Genomic DNA, 13,499 nt, shown 5'->3' on the forward strand with positions numbered 1-13,499 from the left:
TTCAGCTGCGCCCTAGCACCATGGTGCCGATTCCCGCATCGGTGAACACCTCCAGGAGCAACGCATGCGCGACCCTGCCATCCACGATGTGTGCGGCGGAGACGCCCTGGGCGAGGGCTCGGATGCAGCACTCGGTTTTCGGGGTCATGCCACCGGCAACAATGCCGTCGTCGATGAGCTGTCTGGCTTCCGACAGCTTGAGTTGCCGGATCAGCGACTCCGGTGACTCCCGATCGCGGAGAATGCCGGGGGTATCGGTGAGCAGGATCAGCTTTTCCGCCTCCAATGCCGCCGCCAATTCACCGGCAACGGTGTCGGCGTTGATGTTGTGGGCAACGCCCTCAGCGTTCGCGGCGACGCTGGAGATCACAGGGACATAGCCCCGGTCGAGTAGGGGCTCAAGCACATCCGGGTTGACGCGGGCCACATCGCCAACCAGCCCGTGGCTGCCGTCGCCCCAGGCGCGGGCTTCCACCAGGCAGCCATCGCTCCCACTCAGTCCGACCGCTCGGGCTCCGAGGCGATTCAGCCCATTCACGATCTGTTTGTTGACCCGGCCCACCAAGACCATCTCCACCACGTCCATGGTGGCTGCATCAGTGACCCGCAAGCCTTCTCGGAACTCAGGGTCAATGTCGAGTCGCTTCAACCAATGGTTGATCTCAGGTCCCCCGCCGTGAACAACCACCGGTTGCACACCCACGCTGCGCAGAAGGGCGAGATCCCTGAACACGGCGGACTGCAGTTCGGCATGGACCATGGCCGCGCCGCCGTATTTCACAACAATCCGCCGCCCGGCAAAGCGCTGGATGTACGGAAGGGCTTCGCTCAGGACGGAAACCCTGAGAGCATCATCCATCGGTTCGTGATCAGGACTCACCATGCTCGCCCGCCGAGGAGGCGCCCGCTGGCAGAAGGGTGAGATCGAGGTTGTCGCCGTCGAGTGGCGTGATGGTTGCCGTCAGCCCTTTGGCGAAAAACCGGCTGAGCCGATCTCTGCGCTCTTGCCAGCGCTCGAGTGGAACCGCTTCACAGGCAAAGCGCAGGCGCAGTCCATAGCCCGCTTCGCCATGGAGCTCCTCGATTTCCAGGAGCTGGGGGGGGCGATCCTCGTCCCAGAGCTTCAAGGCTTCTAGGGAACTTTCAAGATGCGCTTTTTGACCGTATCTCCAGCGCGTCACATCGCCGAGCAGTTTGCCGAGCTCCGGTGTCGCGGCCTCCCTTTCCCGTTGCAATTGGTTCTTGGGAACCACGCGTCGGGCCGGCGGCAGTTCCGATGACTTCAGAGCCAGTCCGCCAAGCAGGATCGGGATTCCATAAAAGATTGTGGGAAGGCTGAGGTTGGCGTTCCCGGTGGCGTAGGCCACGGCTCCCACCACGGTGAGGACCCCTCCGCCAACAGTGACCAAACTTCCCGGTGAAAGCAGATCCTTCATTCGCCCTCGGTGATTTGCTTTCAACAGTGGCGACATTCTGCCGGCGTGGGAGCCAGGATGGGCCGATCACCGACGACCTCGATGGAGAGCAGCACACCACGGGACATCCCGCCGCACCCAGTTGAAGGGATGTCGGAACTGATCCAACAGCTGGAACAGGACAGGGCCTGGCTGCTGGAGCAGATCGATCGTGGGCGTTGGGCCGACTTCCGGTTGGATCTGGCTGCATTGGAGCGAGAACTCGGTCAGCTGCTGCGCAGAGCAGCGGAGCAGCGATCATCCGACCCTTAATCAGAAGGGAATGTCGTCGGTGTCAGGCACCAGCGGAGCGCTGTTCCACTGCGCGGCGGGTTCTGGAGCAGGTGCATGGGAGGCTGCAGGCCGGGGCGTTGCTGCTTGAGGGGCGGGCTGGGCGCGCGGCGTGGCTGGAGCCGCCTGCATTCCAGCCGGAGTGGCGCCGACGGCATGCAGACGCGACAAGGTGAATTCGGCTCGTTTCTCTTTCGTGCCGTCCTGCCTGGGAACAGTGTTCATCCGAAGCCTGCCTTCGATCACCAGCCGTTGCCCAACCTGCACGCGGTTCTGGAGGTCCTGGGCGAGGTTGCCCCACCCCACAACTTTCAGCTGTCCGCGGGGATCATCCGGCCGGAGCGCATCGAAGCCCACGTCCATTTCCGCGATCGGAGTTTGATTGTCCTGGGTGTAACGGAGGGTGGGAGCCTGGAGAACATCCACTTCCAGAACGCAGTGATTCATCCTCGATCGATGCGGTGAGCGCCATCCTGATGCACCGACGCACGAATCGCCAGATCCACGTTCTTGTGTTTGCAGGCACCGGTGAGGGCCCTGCGCTGGTCGCGGCCCTCGCGCAGGCAGGCAGGGATGTCAGCGTCAGCGTCGTCACGGAAGCCGCCGCACGGGCGTACCGATCGGCAGACCTCAACACTGTGCATGTGGGTTCGTTTCGCTCTGTCGAAGATCTCAGCGCTCACTGTCTGGCCCATGCCGTTGATGCAGTGGTGGATGCCACCCATCCCTTCGCGTTGCTGATCAGCGCGCAGCTGCATCAGGTCTGCAGTCACCTTTCCCTGCCTCTGGTGCGGTTTGAACGTCCGGGATGGACCGCCCCCCAGACGTCTTTGCTCAGCGGGGTGGATGCGTTCGCCCAACAGTCCTTGCACGGGCACAGGGTGTTGCTGGCTTTGGGCGCCAGGCATCTGGCAGCGGCCACGCAGGCCGGCCGGGCTGCCGGTGCCATCGTGAAAGCTCGGGTCTTGCCTACCCCCGCGGCGATCCGGCTTGCGGGAGCTGCGGGGCTCTCCGGGGACAACTTGGCGGTGCTGCGACCCCTGAGCGGCATGCGCCCAGGGGCTGTTGAAGCCGCTCTCTGTCGCCGCTGGGCCATCACCGATGTGCTCTGCAGGCAGTCGGGAGGTGTGGCTGATGCGCTCTGGAGCACTTTGTCCGAGTCGCTTGGATTCCACTTGTGGAAAGTGAAGCGTCCTTCCCCCCCCGACACTGTGCCTGTGGTTCAGAGCCCGCAAGAGCTTCTTGCTTGTCTGGATGGCTTGTTGGTTTAGCTCAGGTGCTTGGCGACCAAGTTCTTGAGCGACTCCTGGGACCGTGGCCCGAGCTGGGTCACCACCTGTCCCGCGCAGATGGAACCGATCTGCCCGCAGGTTTCCAAGGCAAGTCCCTGGGTGTAGCCATGCAGAAAGCCGCCGGCATAGAGGTCGCCAGCGCCTGTGGTGTCGATCAGATCTCCCAGGGCGTAGGACGCGATGTCCCAGCGCTGGTCACCACTGAGCACCACAGACCCTTGCTCGCCGCGGGTGAGCGCGGCCACACTGCAGCAGCCTTTCACCTGCGCGAGTGCAGCGTCGAAGTCATCAGTGCTGTACAGCGATTTGATTTCACTTTCATTGGCGAACAGCACATCCACATGGCCGTTCACCAGCTCGAGGAAGCTGTCGCGATGCCGGTCGACGCAGAAACCATCGGACAGGGAGAGGGCGACCTGGCCGCCTGCGTTCTTGCAGGCTTCAGCAGCAGCGATGAAGGCACGCTTCGCTGCAGGGCTGTCCCAGAGGTACCCCTCGAGGTAAAGCACTTTTGTTTGCTTCACCATCGACAGATCCAGGTCGTCTGGCTCGAGCTGTGTGGAGGCGCCGAGAAACGTACACATGGTGCGTTCGGCATCGGGAGTGACGTAGATCAGACAGCGCGCTGTGGTTGCCCCGCTGGTGGCTGCTGGGGTGTCAAACCGAGCTCCCACGGCGCGGATGTCATGGCTGAAGATCGATCCGAGTTGGTCATCCCGCACCCGTCCGATGAAACCCACCTGGCCACCGAGTTGGGCGATGCCCACCATCGTGTTGGCCACTGAGCCTCCGGAGGTCTCCAGCCCAGGGCCGCTGGCGTTGTAAAGCACTTCTGCCTGCTGCTCATCAATCAGGGCCATGCCGCCTTTCTGAAGGCCCTGCTGCTGAAGAAACGCATCGTCGGTTTGCACGAGCACATCAACGATGGCGTTGCCGATCCCCACCACGTCAAACGTGGCGGAGTCTTGGGCGAATCGTGATGGGCTCATGGGGGCAGAACGCGTGAACCGAGGCAGTCTCGCTCTTCGCGGCCCCCGCATTGCGGCAGGCTGCCGTTGATCAGGCGCTGAGCAGTGCCCGTTTCGGTCCGTGGATCGGATCCTCCACCACGATGGTTTGGTCGCGGCTGGCCCCAAGGGACACGATGGCGATGGGAACTTCCATCAGGTCGGCGAGAAAGCGGAGATAGGCCATGGCTTTCTCCGGCAGATCCTCCAGGCGGCGACAGTCTGCGGTGGAGCACTGCCACCCCGGCAGGGTTTCGTAGATCGGCTTGCAGCGGGCGAAAGCCTCAGAACAACTCGGGAAGTGTTCGATGCGCTCGCCGTCGAGTTCGTAGGCGACGCAAACCTGGAGGGCATCGATTTCATCGAGGACATCCAGCTTGGTGACTGCCAGGCAATCGAGTCCGTTGACTTCGACGGCATAGCGACCAATCACACCATCGAACCAGCCGCAGCGACGACGGCGCCCAGTGGTGGTGCCGAATTCACCACCTCGGTCGCAGAGATGATCGTTGAGACTGCCGTCGAGCTCGGTGGGGAATGGACCCTCTCCCACTCGGGTGGTGTAGGCCTTGGCGACGCCGATCACGCGGTCGATCAGGGTCGGTCCGACGCCTGCACCGATGCAAGCTCCCCCGGAGACCGGGTTGGAGGAGGTGACGTAGGGATAGGTGCCGTGATCGAGGTCGAGCAGTGTTCCCTGAGCACCTTCGAAAAGAATGTTTTTCCTGTTGCGGGCAGCTCCATGAATGGCCCGGGAGCAGTCCACGACGTGGGGGGCCAAGCGCTTGCCGTAGGCGAGATACTCGGCGATCACCTCGTCGGCGTTGAGGGGATCCATCCCGTAGATGGTCTGCAGGAGTTGATTTTTCTCCTGAAGCGGTCCCTCAAGGCGGTCCCTCAGCCGTTGTTCATCGAGCAGATCGATGACTCGGATTCCGCTTCTCTGCGACTTGTCCGCATAGGTCGGACCAATGCCTCGACCGGTGGTTCCGATCCTGCGCTCGCCCCGCTGCCGTTCCATTGCCTGATCCAGCAAGCGGTGGTACGGCATCGTGACGTGGGCCGTTGACGCCAACTGCAGGCCAGAGATGTCGATGCCGTTTTCAATGAGCATGTCGAGCTCACCGAGCATCACCCGGGGATCCACCACAGTGCCGGATCCAATGAGACAGATGGTGTCTGGGTAGAGGATCCCGGAGGGAATGAGGTGCAGTTTCAGGACCTGACCATCCACCACGATGGTGTGTCCGGCGTTGACTCCCCCCTGGTAACGGACCACCACATCCGCGGAACGACTCAGAAGGTCGGTGATTTTCCCTTTTCCCTCGTCACCCCACTGAGCACCGATGACGACAACGTTGGCCAAAGACTCGGCGGCCCGAAGCCGCGGTTCTGCACAATCCGTAAGTCTCTCAGACTCACCTGCCGAGGGTCAAAGAGACTTCGGATTCTGTGATGCAGATCGGTCCGTCGGCAGATCAGGTGCCGCGAAGAGCCGCCTTTTCCGCTTTGCTGAGTTCCTTCTCAACGCGAGTTTTGAGGGCTTCCGGAACCGGACGGTTGGTGTAGGTGTTGTAGTGACCCTGCAGAGAATTGAGCGCTGTCTGCATCGTGGTGAATGAGCTCAATCCGTTCACCTGGGGCCTCGGGCGGTACCGGGACATGTAGTCATTGATGAGATCATGAGCTTCATGCTCCGAGTCCTGAAGGCTTTCCGCGTCGGCAGGCAGCGCCAGAGTGTTTTGAAGCATGTGGACCACAGCCACGGTGTCTTCGACATAGTCCCCGGAAAGCAAGGACGTGGTGCTGTCACCACAGGCGGTAAGCAGTAGGGCGAGTCCGAGACAGAGCGAGAGGGTGAGGCTCTTGAGGTGTCGGCCCAGACGGGTCAGCGCAGCGTGCATGGTTCAGAGGATTTGCGGAACTGTAATGGGGGTGAGATCCCGAATCACAGGTGGGTGGAGATGGAGTCCTTCACTTGTTGGAAAGCCTCTTGATGGGGAACCGATGTGGAACAGCGTGTTGACCGCTCCACCACTTCAACCTTCCCTTCACCAGCGTCTCTTCCCACCACGATTCGCCAGGGAATGCCAATGAGATCAGCATCCTTGAATTTCACGCCGGCCCGTTCGTCACGGTCGTCCAGCAAGGCATCGATGCCTGCGTCTAAGAACGACTGATAGAGCTCTTCTGCGAGGGCGACCTGCGTTGGATCCTGAATTTTGGCAATCACCACGATCACCTGGAACGGAGCGATTCCCAAAGGCCAGGAGATGCCGGCCTCGTCGTGATGCTGTTCCACAGCTGCCTGGGCAAGCCTGGAGATGCCGATGCCGTAGCAGCCCATCAGCAGCGCTTCCTGCTGTCCCGCGCTGTTGGTAAAACGAGCATCGAGGGCTTCCGAATATTTCCTCCCGAGTTGAAAAATGTGCCCCACTTCGATTCCCCGGCACTCCGACAACGTTTGGGAGGGATCGTGCACACACTGATCACCCGCGCGGGCTGTTCTTAGATCAGCTTTGATCTGCGCCGGCATGGCATCCCATGTCCGTCCCCAGCAGTGTTGATCCTTGCTGTTGGCTCCACAAACGAACCGTGGCAAATCGAGTGCCGTTGCATCGGCCAGTCTCAGGAAATGGTTTTCCCAGGAGCGGCATCCCTTCAGAGCTGTGTCGCTGAGATCAGGGCCGATGGCCCCGAAAGGAAACTCCGATAGATCTTGTTGACAGAGCTGATTTTCGGAGATGGGCCTGATCTCCAGCACAGCAGCATTCAGCGAGCGGCTCACCGCATTCGCGAGCTTCACCTCATTGAGATCCTGATCTCCTCGCAGGCTGACCAGGGTCGGTTGCTCCCGTCCGTCGTCGAGACGGGCGAGCAGCACAAGCACTTTCACGGTTTGGGTGGGATCCAAGCCATTGGCTGCACAGAGCTGTTCGATTGAGCTCTGATCAGGGGTCTCGATCATGCGCTCTTCACCGGCAGCAAGCGGTAGGGCCACAGGGGGGCGAGAGGTTGCTTTCTCCTGATTGGCTGCGTAGAGGCCATCGCTGCTCGTGAGAATCAGATCTTCACCGGCTGCGGCGGTCACCATGTATTCCTGGGACGCAGCACCTCCGATGGCGCCGCTGTCTGCGTCTACGGCCACCGCTTCGAGTCCACACCGTTCGAAAATCCGCGCGTAGGCAGTCGCCATCGCTTGATACGTGTTTTCGAGGTCCTCCTGGTTGGCGTGGAACGAATAGGCATCCTTCATGATGAATTCCCTGCCACGCATCAAACCGAAACGGGGACGGATCTCGTCTCGAAATTTGGTTTGGATTTGATAGAGCGTGACCGGCAGCTGTCGGTAAGACCGGAGCAGGTCTCCGGCCAGTTCGGTAATCACCTCTTCATGGGTTGGACCAAGGCCGAGTTGGCGATTCTGGCGATCCTCCAGGTGGAACATGATTCCCTCCCCTTCGGTGTAGCCCTGCCAACGCCCACTCCTTTCCCAGAGGTCAGCAGGCTGGAGCTGAGGAAGCAGAGTCTCGAGGGCGCCAAGATGATTGAGTTCAGCGCGCACAATCGCATTGATCTTGCGAAGCACCTTCCACATCATCGGCAGGTAGGCATAGATGCCTGAGCCGATGCGACGGATGTAACCCCCTCGAACAAGCAATTGATGGGAGGGGATTTCCGCGTCAGCAGGGACGTCCCTCAGCGTCACCAGCATCAGGCGGGAGACGCGCATGACATCCAAACAAAAGAACCGTTGAAAGTTATCACCGCTGATAAAACGGTCGATCTGAGAAGTGTCCCTTTGGCTGTGATCGTTGCTGGCATCACGAGTCTCAGCTGCTAACGTCGGCCAATTCCAAGCAGTCCCAGAGCCGTCTCATGTTTCCTCGCCCGCTTGATGGTTCAGTCACTTCTGCGGCCGATTCAGTTGGGTTGGGTGGAGAGATTGGCTCTGTCCTTTCTCAATCAGATGCTTTGGTAGGGATCGATGATGTTCAGAAGTCGTTGAACCGCTCAAGGGCTTCTGTGTATCGCTACACAAATACTGACCCTCGTAATCTCAATCCACCCTTTAATCCCCGGAAGCTTAATCCTGAATATCGAAGTGATCAAAAGGATCCTTTGTTGTTTCACCCCAACGAGGTGGCCCGCTTCGCGAAGGACGTTCTGCGGATTAAAGAGGTCACCGTTGAGGTGCTGAACTCGCCGTCGACCGCAACGCAGCAGGTTCTCGCTGCGATTCTCGATGAATTGCGTCTGATCAGGTCCCAATTGGACGGTTTGCCTGAGGCTCCTTCGGATCTGGCTTCAAGGCGTGACCGTCAGGACCGACCTGCTGCTTGAGAAGCGCAAAAGTGCCAGAATGGCCTCGACAGATCGTTTGATTTGTCATTCCCGCTCGAGGGCCATGGTTCTCGAATCAGCCTCGTGCTGACGTCGGGATGTCCCTGTATCCCCTTGAATGGACCCTGAGCCTGTAGCCGAGAGCACCCCAGCAACCGCTTCGCTGGTCGCCGCTCCTCTTCTTGTCCTCCTTGGCTTCACGCTTGCTATTGCGGGGCTCGGAGTTCCGATGGCGGCTGTTTTAAGCGACAGGCCGGCACTCAAGTCTTTCGCTGTCACAGAGAACAATGGATCTCAGGGCTCTTTCCCCATCTCCTTCTCCAGGACTGGTGAACCTGCTGGTGGAGATTCCAGCGGGAAGCCGGAATAAATACGAATATTTCAAAGATTGCGGGGTGATGGCTCTCGATCGAGTGCTCCACTCCTCTGTGCGTTACCCCTTCGATTACGGGTTCATCCCAAACACCCTCGCAGAGGATGGCTCTCCCCTGGACGCCATGGTGATCATGGAGGAGCCCACGTTCGCGGGATGTCTGATCCAGGCCCGGCCTATCGGCGTTCTGGATATGCACGACATGGGGCACTACGACGGGAAAATTCTCTGTGTTCCCGTGGCGGATCCCCGCCAAGCGAAGATCCACAGCATTCATCAGATTGCTCCCAACCAATTGGAGGACGTGGCCGAGTTCTTCCGCACGTACAAAAATCTGGAAGGCCGGGTGACTGAGATTGGTGGCTGGAGGGATTCAGAAGCCGTGCAGCCCTTGCTGCAGGCCTGTATCGAGGCCGCCCATCGCTGAAGCGAAGGTGACGTTCGAGCAAAATTTGGCTTCTGGCTCCCGCCAAGTCCCCCGCTGCTTGTAAGTTGGTTCGCGCCAAGCCTGTGATCGACCGTGCCCACCATCCGTTTTGAGCAGGAAGGCCAGCAGGTCGGTTGTATCGAAGGTGCCAATCTGCGCAAGGCAGCTCTTGATTCGGGGATCAACCCCTACAAGGGTCTCAACAACCTGAACAACTGCGGTGGGGTCGGCCAATGCGGCACCTGCGTTGTTGAAGTGCTGGAAGGATCCCAGAATCTCTCTCCTCGCAGCGATGTTGAAGAGGTGTATCTCGCCGACCGTCCGGCGAACTATCGCCTCAGCTGCCGGACGAGCGTGAACGGAGACGTGACGATCCGTACCCGTCCCGATGATGGAGTGGGTAAGGGGTCCAATAGCCTTCTTGGGGCTGTGAAGAGCCTTCTTGGTCGGTGATGGGGCCATGGCGCTCCTGAAGGTTTACAGCTACTCCCGCTGTTCAACATGCAGAAAAGCATTGGCATGGCTTGATTCCCAGGGAATCAGTGCCGATGTCATTGATATCACTGAGCATCCTCCCGATCGCCACACCCTCGCGACAGCGCTCCAGCAGTTTGGACGCGTCAAGCCTCTCTTCAATACGAGTGGTTTGAGCTACAGGGCCCTTGGAGCAGCTGTCGTGAAGGCCATGACGGACGACGAGGCCATCGACGCACTCGCTGCTGATGGAAAGCTGATCAAGCGACCCTTTGTTTGCTGTCCTGATGGCTCGTTTCTGGTGGGATTCAAGCCTGAGGTTTGGATGGACGCGCTTCTGAGCTGAAGTTCAGGCCATCGAGCTCTGTAATCAGTTCATCCACATCTCTCTGGAGACGAAGCTGGTTCATGCTCGTGCGCTTGAGATCGTCTAGAAAAATGGCGATGAGCTCCTGACTACGCTCGAGTACCGCGCCTGTTTCGAGTTTGTGAGCCAATTCTTCCCAGAAGCGGTCCGCTGTTTCGACCCCAAGGTTTTCAAGAACTGGATCCTTCTGACCGAGCCGATCTCCAGCATTACGCGACAGATTTAACAGTGAGTCGACTAGGCCGGTCGACAGCGTTTGACTCAGTTTCTGTTCAGCATTCTCCAGTCCTGGAAGAGTTCTCAGAGGACCTGGAAGCATGGTTTCCTCCAGATTGCGGCGCAAAATATGGCCCACAAGAGCAACCAGCTGGGGGCGAAGTGCAGGTCCCACTTGGATGAGAATCAGTGGGAGCCAGAGCCTGAGGAGTTCGGCAAGTTCTGGTTCACCCTCATCGACCACACTCTGATGGGTGCACAAGCGCCGAATTTTTTCGGGTAGGTGGGGTGATTTCACCACATCCTGCACAGTGTCCAGGATTCTCAAGGTGATCACTTCGAAGAGCTCGATGGCGAGAACAGCCACCACACCCCGGCTGATCACAGCGCGCAACGGCTCCAGTTGGATCAGTCCGCTCGTGGAGAGGCGCTCAGTGACTGGAATGATGCGCAGCAATCTCCAGAAGGGAATCAGCAGCGGTAAATCAATCCAGCGGCGAAGCAGTGCGTCACGCCAACTGATTCCCGGGTAACGCCGTTTCAGGCGAAAGCTGCGGATCAGAATGTCGAGAAGAAAAAGGATTTGGAAGGGAGTATCGATCTGCCAGGCCCGGTCGATCGCCTGTCCGTTTTCATCGGTTCCGCGCCAGTAATTGGTCGCGGCCAAAGGAAGAATGCTCTTGTTCCAGAAACGCCTTTCCTCTTCCCAGTTCCGTTGCGAAAGGTAGTCGTCACCGAGTAGATGGGCGGCCGCCTGTTTCGCCGAATCCATGCCGGCTCGGGCACGAAGGCGGTTCTTGAGCTTTTCGAGGGTTCCCGCCTTCCCCGAGCTCACGAAGGGATTTTCGTCGATCAGTTGACTGTTGCGAACCACCATTTCCAGGCGGAGTTGGCGAACCGCTTGGTTGTCGATCCCTTTGGCGGCCGCGGCCTTTTCCAGGCGCCGGAACTGATTGATGTAGCCCTGCGTGTCCCGATGGGGTTCGATTCCTTTGATCCCGTCGTACGCCGGCGTGATGTTTGGCAGCCATGGGAGAGGAACCGCCAGGTTGAGTGAAGGCAGCGGAAAGAGGGTTCGCTGGAGCCAGAAATTTCGCAGCGGGACGTAGGTCACATCAAAGATGACCCAGGCGAGATTGATCGCAGCGATTGTTGCGATGGTCCTGTCCCAGCTGAGCCAGAAGCGTCTGGCCGCGCTGGGCCGTACGCCCTGCCAGCGGGGTCTGACCATGGCTCCTCCATCCTTGACTGAGGCTAGGAGCTCATCGTTCCACGCCTATCGTGGGCTTCGTCAGGCCATAGGTTCCCGTTGCCCAACGTGCAGCACGACCCATCGTCATCGGGTCCCGCTCCCTCAGCACCCACTCGCTCTCATCCCTTCTGGGATTTCTGGGGCCCTGTTTTGTTCACGCTGGCCCTCTATTTCGGCATCCGCCACTTCGTTGCTGAAGCACGCTTCATCCCTTCGGGTTCGATGCTCCCTGGTCTGCAGATCCAGGACCGGTTGTTGGTGGAAAAACTCACCTACGGCTCACGGAGCCCTCAGCGCGGCGAGATCGTGGTGTTCAACTCACCCCATGCCTTTGATCCTGCTCTTCGATCAGCAGGCTCACCCTCTGCGTTGCGTTGTGCCCTGGTGAGCTTTCCGCTGCTCGGGCTGATTCCAGGGCTCGGGCATCCCGCCTGCGACGCTTACATCAAACGTGTGGTAGCCGTCGGTGGTGATCGGGTGGTGGTCAATCCCCGCGGAGAGGTGTCCGTGAATGGCCAGGCTTTGAACGAGCCCTACGTCACGAAGTTCTGCCCCCTGGATGACCAGGGCATGAGTCTCTGCCGCACCCTCAACGTGACGGTTCCCGAGGGGCATGTGCTGGCACTCGGAGACAACCGCAGCAACAGCTGGGATGGTCGTTACTGGCCAGGCGGTCCCTTCCTGCCTGAAGACCAGATCATCGGCAGAGCGTTTTGGCGTTTCTGGCCGCTCAACAGGGTCGGGTCGCTGGGATCCTGAGTCCGCAATCCATCACCCGGCCCTGCAGGGTCTGGCCGAGGAGAGGCAGGTTGGCTGCGCGGGGTCCCATCGGGTCGGGACGTGCGGGCGTCCATGACTGGTCTGGATCAAACAGCAGCCAGCGGTTGCTGCCCACAGCGAGGCATTCTTCCCTGAGACCCAGCAACCTGGATGGCCCGAAGCTGATCATCTGCCACAGCTGCTCAGGGCTCCAACCCTCAGTCACCACCAGGGTCTGCCAAAGGGACGGCAGAACCAGATGATGCCCGGACACTCCCCGCGGGCGCTGATCCGGCGGCAGCAGGCATTCCTCGTCATCCAAGGGCGTGGCCTGTACGGCGATGGCCTGAATCAGGTTCTCCGCTAAGGCTCTGATCAAGGCCTGGCGATCCGTGGCTGATCCCAGAGATGGATCCACGAACCACGTGGATGCGCTTGCGCTGCTCTGAGAGGAATCAGCCACCACATGCCACCAGTTCACCGTGGCTTGCGGGGGCATGGGCATCTGTTGCAGCAGCTCCACAGCGCCAGCGGTGGAGAGTGCCATCAAAACCAGCCGGCGGTCGGGGTGACACTGCTGGAGTTGGCCAAGCTGGCTAAGGGGCAGTGTTTCACTGCTCGCTGGGTCTGAAGGCCATCCCGCCCTCAAGGCGCAGACGCTCTCCCGCAAGAGCCCCTCGCCCCGGAGAGCCAGGTCCAGAGGAGGGATCAGCACGGGTGCTGATCCCATGTCTCCAAGCGTCAGAGCGCGATCAAGAAGTGCAATGGGTGGCATGGACCTGCCATCGCTGAGCCCGACGGCTCCGGCGTCCAGCAGATCGGCATGGGCCGTTAACTCCACGCCGGCGCTACCGCTGCTGAACCCTCCCCAGAGAAGAACGTTGACATCGCAGTCGCTCGGCGCGAATCCCTGGAGGTGGTCTGGCTGCTCCCGTGGACCATGCACTGTTTCAGGCAGCAGGGCGAGCTGGCCGAAACCGGACGATCCAGCGCTTCGCACCAGGCTCAACAGGGTTTCTCCCCTGCCGTGGAACGGTTCTGGAAGGTCAGAGTGACAATCCACCAGGCACGGAGCCAAAAGCTGCTGGCCCGCATCCTGTGGTTCCAAGGCCTCCAACCGACCGATTCGTCGGGCTTCGTCGCCAAAGGCTTCAAGGCGCCGGTTCTTGATCAGAACGGCCGATTGCTTCTCAACAGCCTGACCCGGTCCGACCAGGACCTGAACCGGGTCTAGCAGCATTGA

At 60.0% G+C, this 13,499-nt stretch carries 16 protein-coding genes; 7 read left to right on the top strand and 9 right to left on the bottom strand.

Features of this window, described 5'->3' with window-relative positions; genetic code table 11:
* Position 1: 1 nt before the first annotated feature.
* Together argB and KQ296_RS09335 are read right to left on the bottom strand one after the other, a co-directional pair.
* A complete protein-coding gene (argB, locus tag KQ296_RS09330; protein ID WP_259726461.1) occupies positions 2 to 859 on the bottom strand; it encodes an acetylglutamate kinase in 858 nt (285 codons plus the stop codon).
* Positions 860 to 869: 10 nt separating this feature from the next.
* A complete protein-coding gene (locus tag KQ296_RS09335) occupies positions 870 to 1,436 on the bottom strand; it encodes a DUF2854 domain-containing protein (protein WP_011932527.1) in 567 nt (188 codons plus the stop codon).
* A 129-nt stretch (positions 1,437 to 1,565) separates the two neighbouring features.
* Here KQ296_RS09335 and KQ296_RS09340 point away from each other — a divergent pair, with 129 nt between their 5' ends.
* Positions 1,566 to 1,727 carry a hypothetical protein gene (locus KQ296_RS09340; RefSeq protein WP_011932528.1) on the top strand — a complete coding sequence of 54 codons (162 nt, stop codon included), beginning with the start codon at positions 1,566 to 1,568 and terminating at the stop codon, positions 1,725 to 1,727.
* Here the strand turns inward: KQ296_RS09340 and KQ296_RS09345 are convergent, their stop codons facing one another.
* The gene (locus tag KQ296_RS09345) at positions 1,728 to 2,192 is read right to left on the bottom strand and encodes a single-stranded DNA-binding protein (RefSeq protein WP_011932529.1); all 465 of its coding nucleotides are present in this window, start codon (positions 2,190 to 2,192) and stop codon (positions 1,728 to 1,730) included.
* Positions 2,193 to 2,206: 14 nt separating this feature from the next.
* Between KQ296_RS09345 and KQ296_RS09350 the strand changes: the two genes are divergently transcribed.
* Entirely contained in the window at positions 2,207 to 3,016 is an 810-nt protein-coding gene (locus KQ296_RS09350; RefSeq protein ID WP_011932530.1) for a precorrin-6A/cobalt-precorrin-6A reductase, read from the top strand.
* Here KQ296_RS09350 and KQ296_RS09355 read toward each other — a convergent pair.
* The 4 genes from KQ296_RS09355 to KQ296_RS09370 all read right to left on the bottom strand — a co-directional run bounded on the left by KQ296_RS09355 (position 3,013) and on the right by KQ296_RS09370 (position 7,777).
* Positions 3,013 to 4,026 carry an adenosine kinase gene (locus KQ296_RS09355; RefSeq protein WP_011932531.1) on the bottom strand — a complete coding sequence of 338 codons (1,014 nt, stop codon included), beginning with the start codon at positions 4,024 to 4,026 and terminating at the stop codon, positions 3,013 to 3,015. The genes KQ296_RS09350 and KQ296_RS09355 overlap by 4 nt on opposite strands.
* Positions 4,027 to 4,096: 70 nt before the next feature.
* Entirely contained in the window at positions 4,097 to 5,410 is a 1,314-nt protein-coding gene (locus KQ296_RS09360; protein ID WP_011932532.1) for an adenylosuccinate synthase, read from the bottom strand.
* Between the two features lie 112 nt (positions 5,411 to 5,522).
* The gene (gene psb27, locus KQ296_RS09365) at positions 5,523 to 5,948 is read right to left on the bottom strand and encodes a photosystem II protein Psb27 (protein ID WP_011932533.1); all 426 of its coding nucleotides are present in this window, start codon (positions 5,946 to 5,948) and stop codon (positions 5,523 to 5,525) included.
* A gap of 44 nt (positions 5,949 to 5,992) precedes the next feature.
* Positions 5,993 to 7,777, bottom strand: coding sequence for a proline--tRNA ligase (locus tag KQ296_RS09370; RefSeq protein ID WP_011932534.1), 1,785 nt, complete (start codon positions 7,775 to 7,777; stop codon positions 5,993 to 5,995).
* A gap of 146 nt (positions 7,778 to 7,923) precedes the next feature.
* On the opposite strand from KQ296_RS09370, the gene KQ296_RS09375 reads away from it, so the two are divergent.
* The 4 genes from KQ296_RS09375 (at position 7,924) to KQ296_RS09390 (ending at position 10,008) form a co-directional block, all read left to right on the top strand.
* Positions 7,924 to 8,388 (top strand): hypothetical protein, encoded by a 465-nt coding sequence (locus KQ296_RS09375; protein WP_011932535.1) that lies wholly within the window; start codon positions 7,924 to 7,926, stop codon positions 8,386 to 8,388.
* A gap of 287 nt (positions 8,389 to 8,675) precedes the next feature.
* A complete protein-coding gene (locus KQ296_RS09380; RefSeq protein ID WP_011932536.1) occupies positions 8,676 to 9,188 on the top strand; it encodes an inorganic diphosphatase in 513 nt (170 codons plus the stop codon).
* 93 nt (positions 9,189 to 9,281) lie between these two features.
* Positions 9,282 to 9,641 carry a 2Fe-2S iron-sulfur cluster-binding protein gene (locus tag KQ296_RS09385; RefSeq protein ID WP_011932537.1) on the top strand — a complete coding sequence of 120 codons (360 nt, stop codon included), beginning with the start codon at positions 9,282 to 9,284 and terminating at the stop codon, positions 9,639 to 9,641.
* A gap of 7 nt (positions 9,642 to 9,648) precedes the next feature.
* A complete protein-coding gene (locus KQ296_RS09390) occupies positions 9,649 to 10,008 on the top strand; it encodes an arsenate reductase family protein (RefSeq protein WP_041428392.1) in 360 nt (119 codons plus the stop codon).
* Here the strand turns inward: KQ296_RS09390 and KQ296_RS09395 are convergent.
* Entirely contained in the window at positions 9,971 to 11,476 is a 1,506-nt protein-coding gene (locus KQ296_RS09395; RefSeq protein WP_011932539.1) for a hypothetical protein, read from the bottom strand. The two genes, KQ296_RS09390 and KQ296_RS09395, sit on opposite strands and share 38 nt — an antisense overlap.
* Positions 11,477 to 11,563: 87 nt before the next feature.
* Here KQ296_RS09395 and lepB point away from each other — a divergent pair, with 87 nt between their 5' ends.
* On the top strand, positions 11,564 to 12,256 hold the full coding sequence (gene lepB / locus KQ296_RS09400; RefSeq protein WP_259726472.1) for a signal peptidase I: 693 nt from the start codon (positions 11,564 to 11,566) through the stop codon (positions 12,254 to 12,256).
* On the opposite strand, the gene KQ296_RS09405 is transcribed toward lepB, so the two are convergent.
* Positions 12,228 to 13,496 (bottom strand): dihydroorotase, encoded by a 1,269-nt coding sequence (locus KQ296_RS09405; protein WP_011932541.1) that lies wholly within the window; start codon positions 13,494 to 13,496, stop codon positions 12,228 to 12,230. The two genes, lepB and KQ296_RS09405, sit on opposite strands and share 29 nt — an antisense overlap.
* Between the last annotated feature and the right edge of the window lie 3 nt (positions 13,497 to 13,499).

It is taken from the genome of Synechococcus sp. CS-197 (assembly GCF_025128215.1).
Classification (GTDB): domain Bacteria; phylum Cyanobacteriota; class Cyanobacteriia; order PCC-6307; family Cyanobiaceae; genus Synechococcus_C.

What these genes read in the sequence shown, in the direction of transcription:
- argB (WP_259726461.1), bottom strand. Translation starts at nt 859, where the DNA reads ATGGATGATGCTCTCAGGGTTTCCGTCCTGAGCGAAGCCCTTCCGTAC.
- KQ296_RS09335 (WP_011932527.1), bottom strand. Translation starts at nt 1,436, where the DNA reads ATGAAGGATCTGCTTTCACCGGGAAGTTTGGTCACTGTTGGCGGAGGG.
- KQ296_RS09340 (WP_011932528.1), top strand. Translation starts at nt 1,566, where the DNA reads ATGTCGGAACTGATCCAACAGCTGGAACAGGACAGGGCCTGGCTGCTG.
- KQ296_RS09345 (WP_011932529.1), bottom strand. Translation starts at nt 2,192, where the DNA reads ATGAATCACTGCGTTCTGGAAGTGGATGTTCTCCAGGCTCCCACCCTC.
- KQ296_RS09355 (WP_011932531.1), bottom strand. Translation starts at nt 4,026, where the DNA reads ATGAGCCCATCACGATTCGCCCAAGACTCCGCCACGTTTGACGTGGTG.
- psb27 (WP_011932533.1), bottom strand. Translation starts at nt 5,948, where the DNA reads ATGCACGCTGCGCTGACCCGTCTGGGCCGACACCTCAAGAGCCTCACC.
- KQ296_RS09370 (WP_011932534.1), bottom strand. Translation starts at nt 7,777, where the DNA reads ATGCGCGTCTCCCGCCTGATGCTGGTGACGCTGAGGGACGTCCCTGCT.
- KQ296_RS09375 (WP_011932535.1), top strand. Translation starts at nt 7,924, where the DNA reads ATGTTTCCTCGCCCGCTTGATGGTTCAGTCACTTCTGCGGCCGATTCA.
- KQ296_RS09380 (WP_011932536.1), top strand. Translation starts at nt 8,676, where the DNA reads ATGGATCTCAGGGCTCTTTCCCCATCTCCTTCTCCAGGACTGGTGAAC.
- KQ296_RS09390 (WP_041428392.1), top strand. Translation starts at nt 9,649, where the DNA reads ATGGCGCTCCTGAAGGTTTACAGCTACTCCCGCTGTTCAACATGCAGA.
- KQ296_RS09395 (WP_011932539.1), bottom strand. Translation starts at nt 11,476, where the DNA reads ATGGTCAGACCCCGCTGGCAGGGCGTACGGCCCAGCGCGGCCAGACGC.
- KQ296_RS09405 (WP_011932541.1), bottom strand. Translation starts at nt 13,496, where the DNA reads ATGCTGCTAGACCCGGTTCAGGTCCTGGTCGGACCGGGTCAGGCTGTT.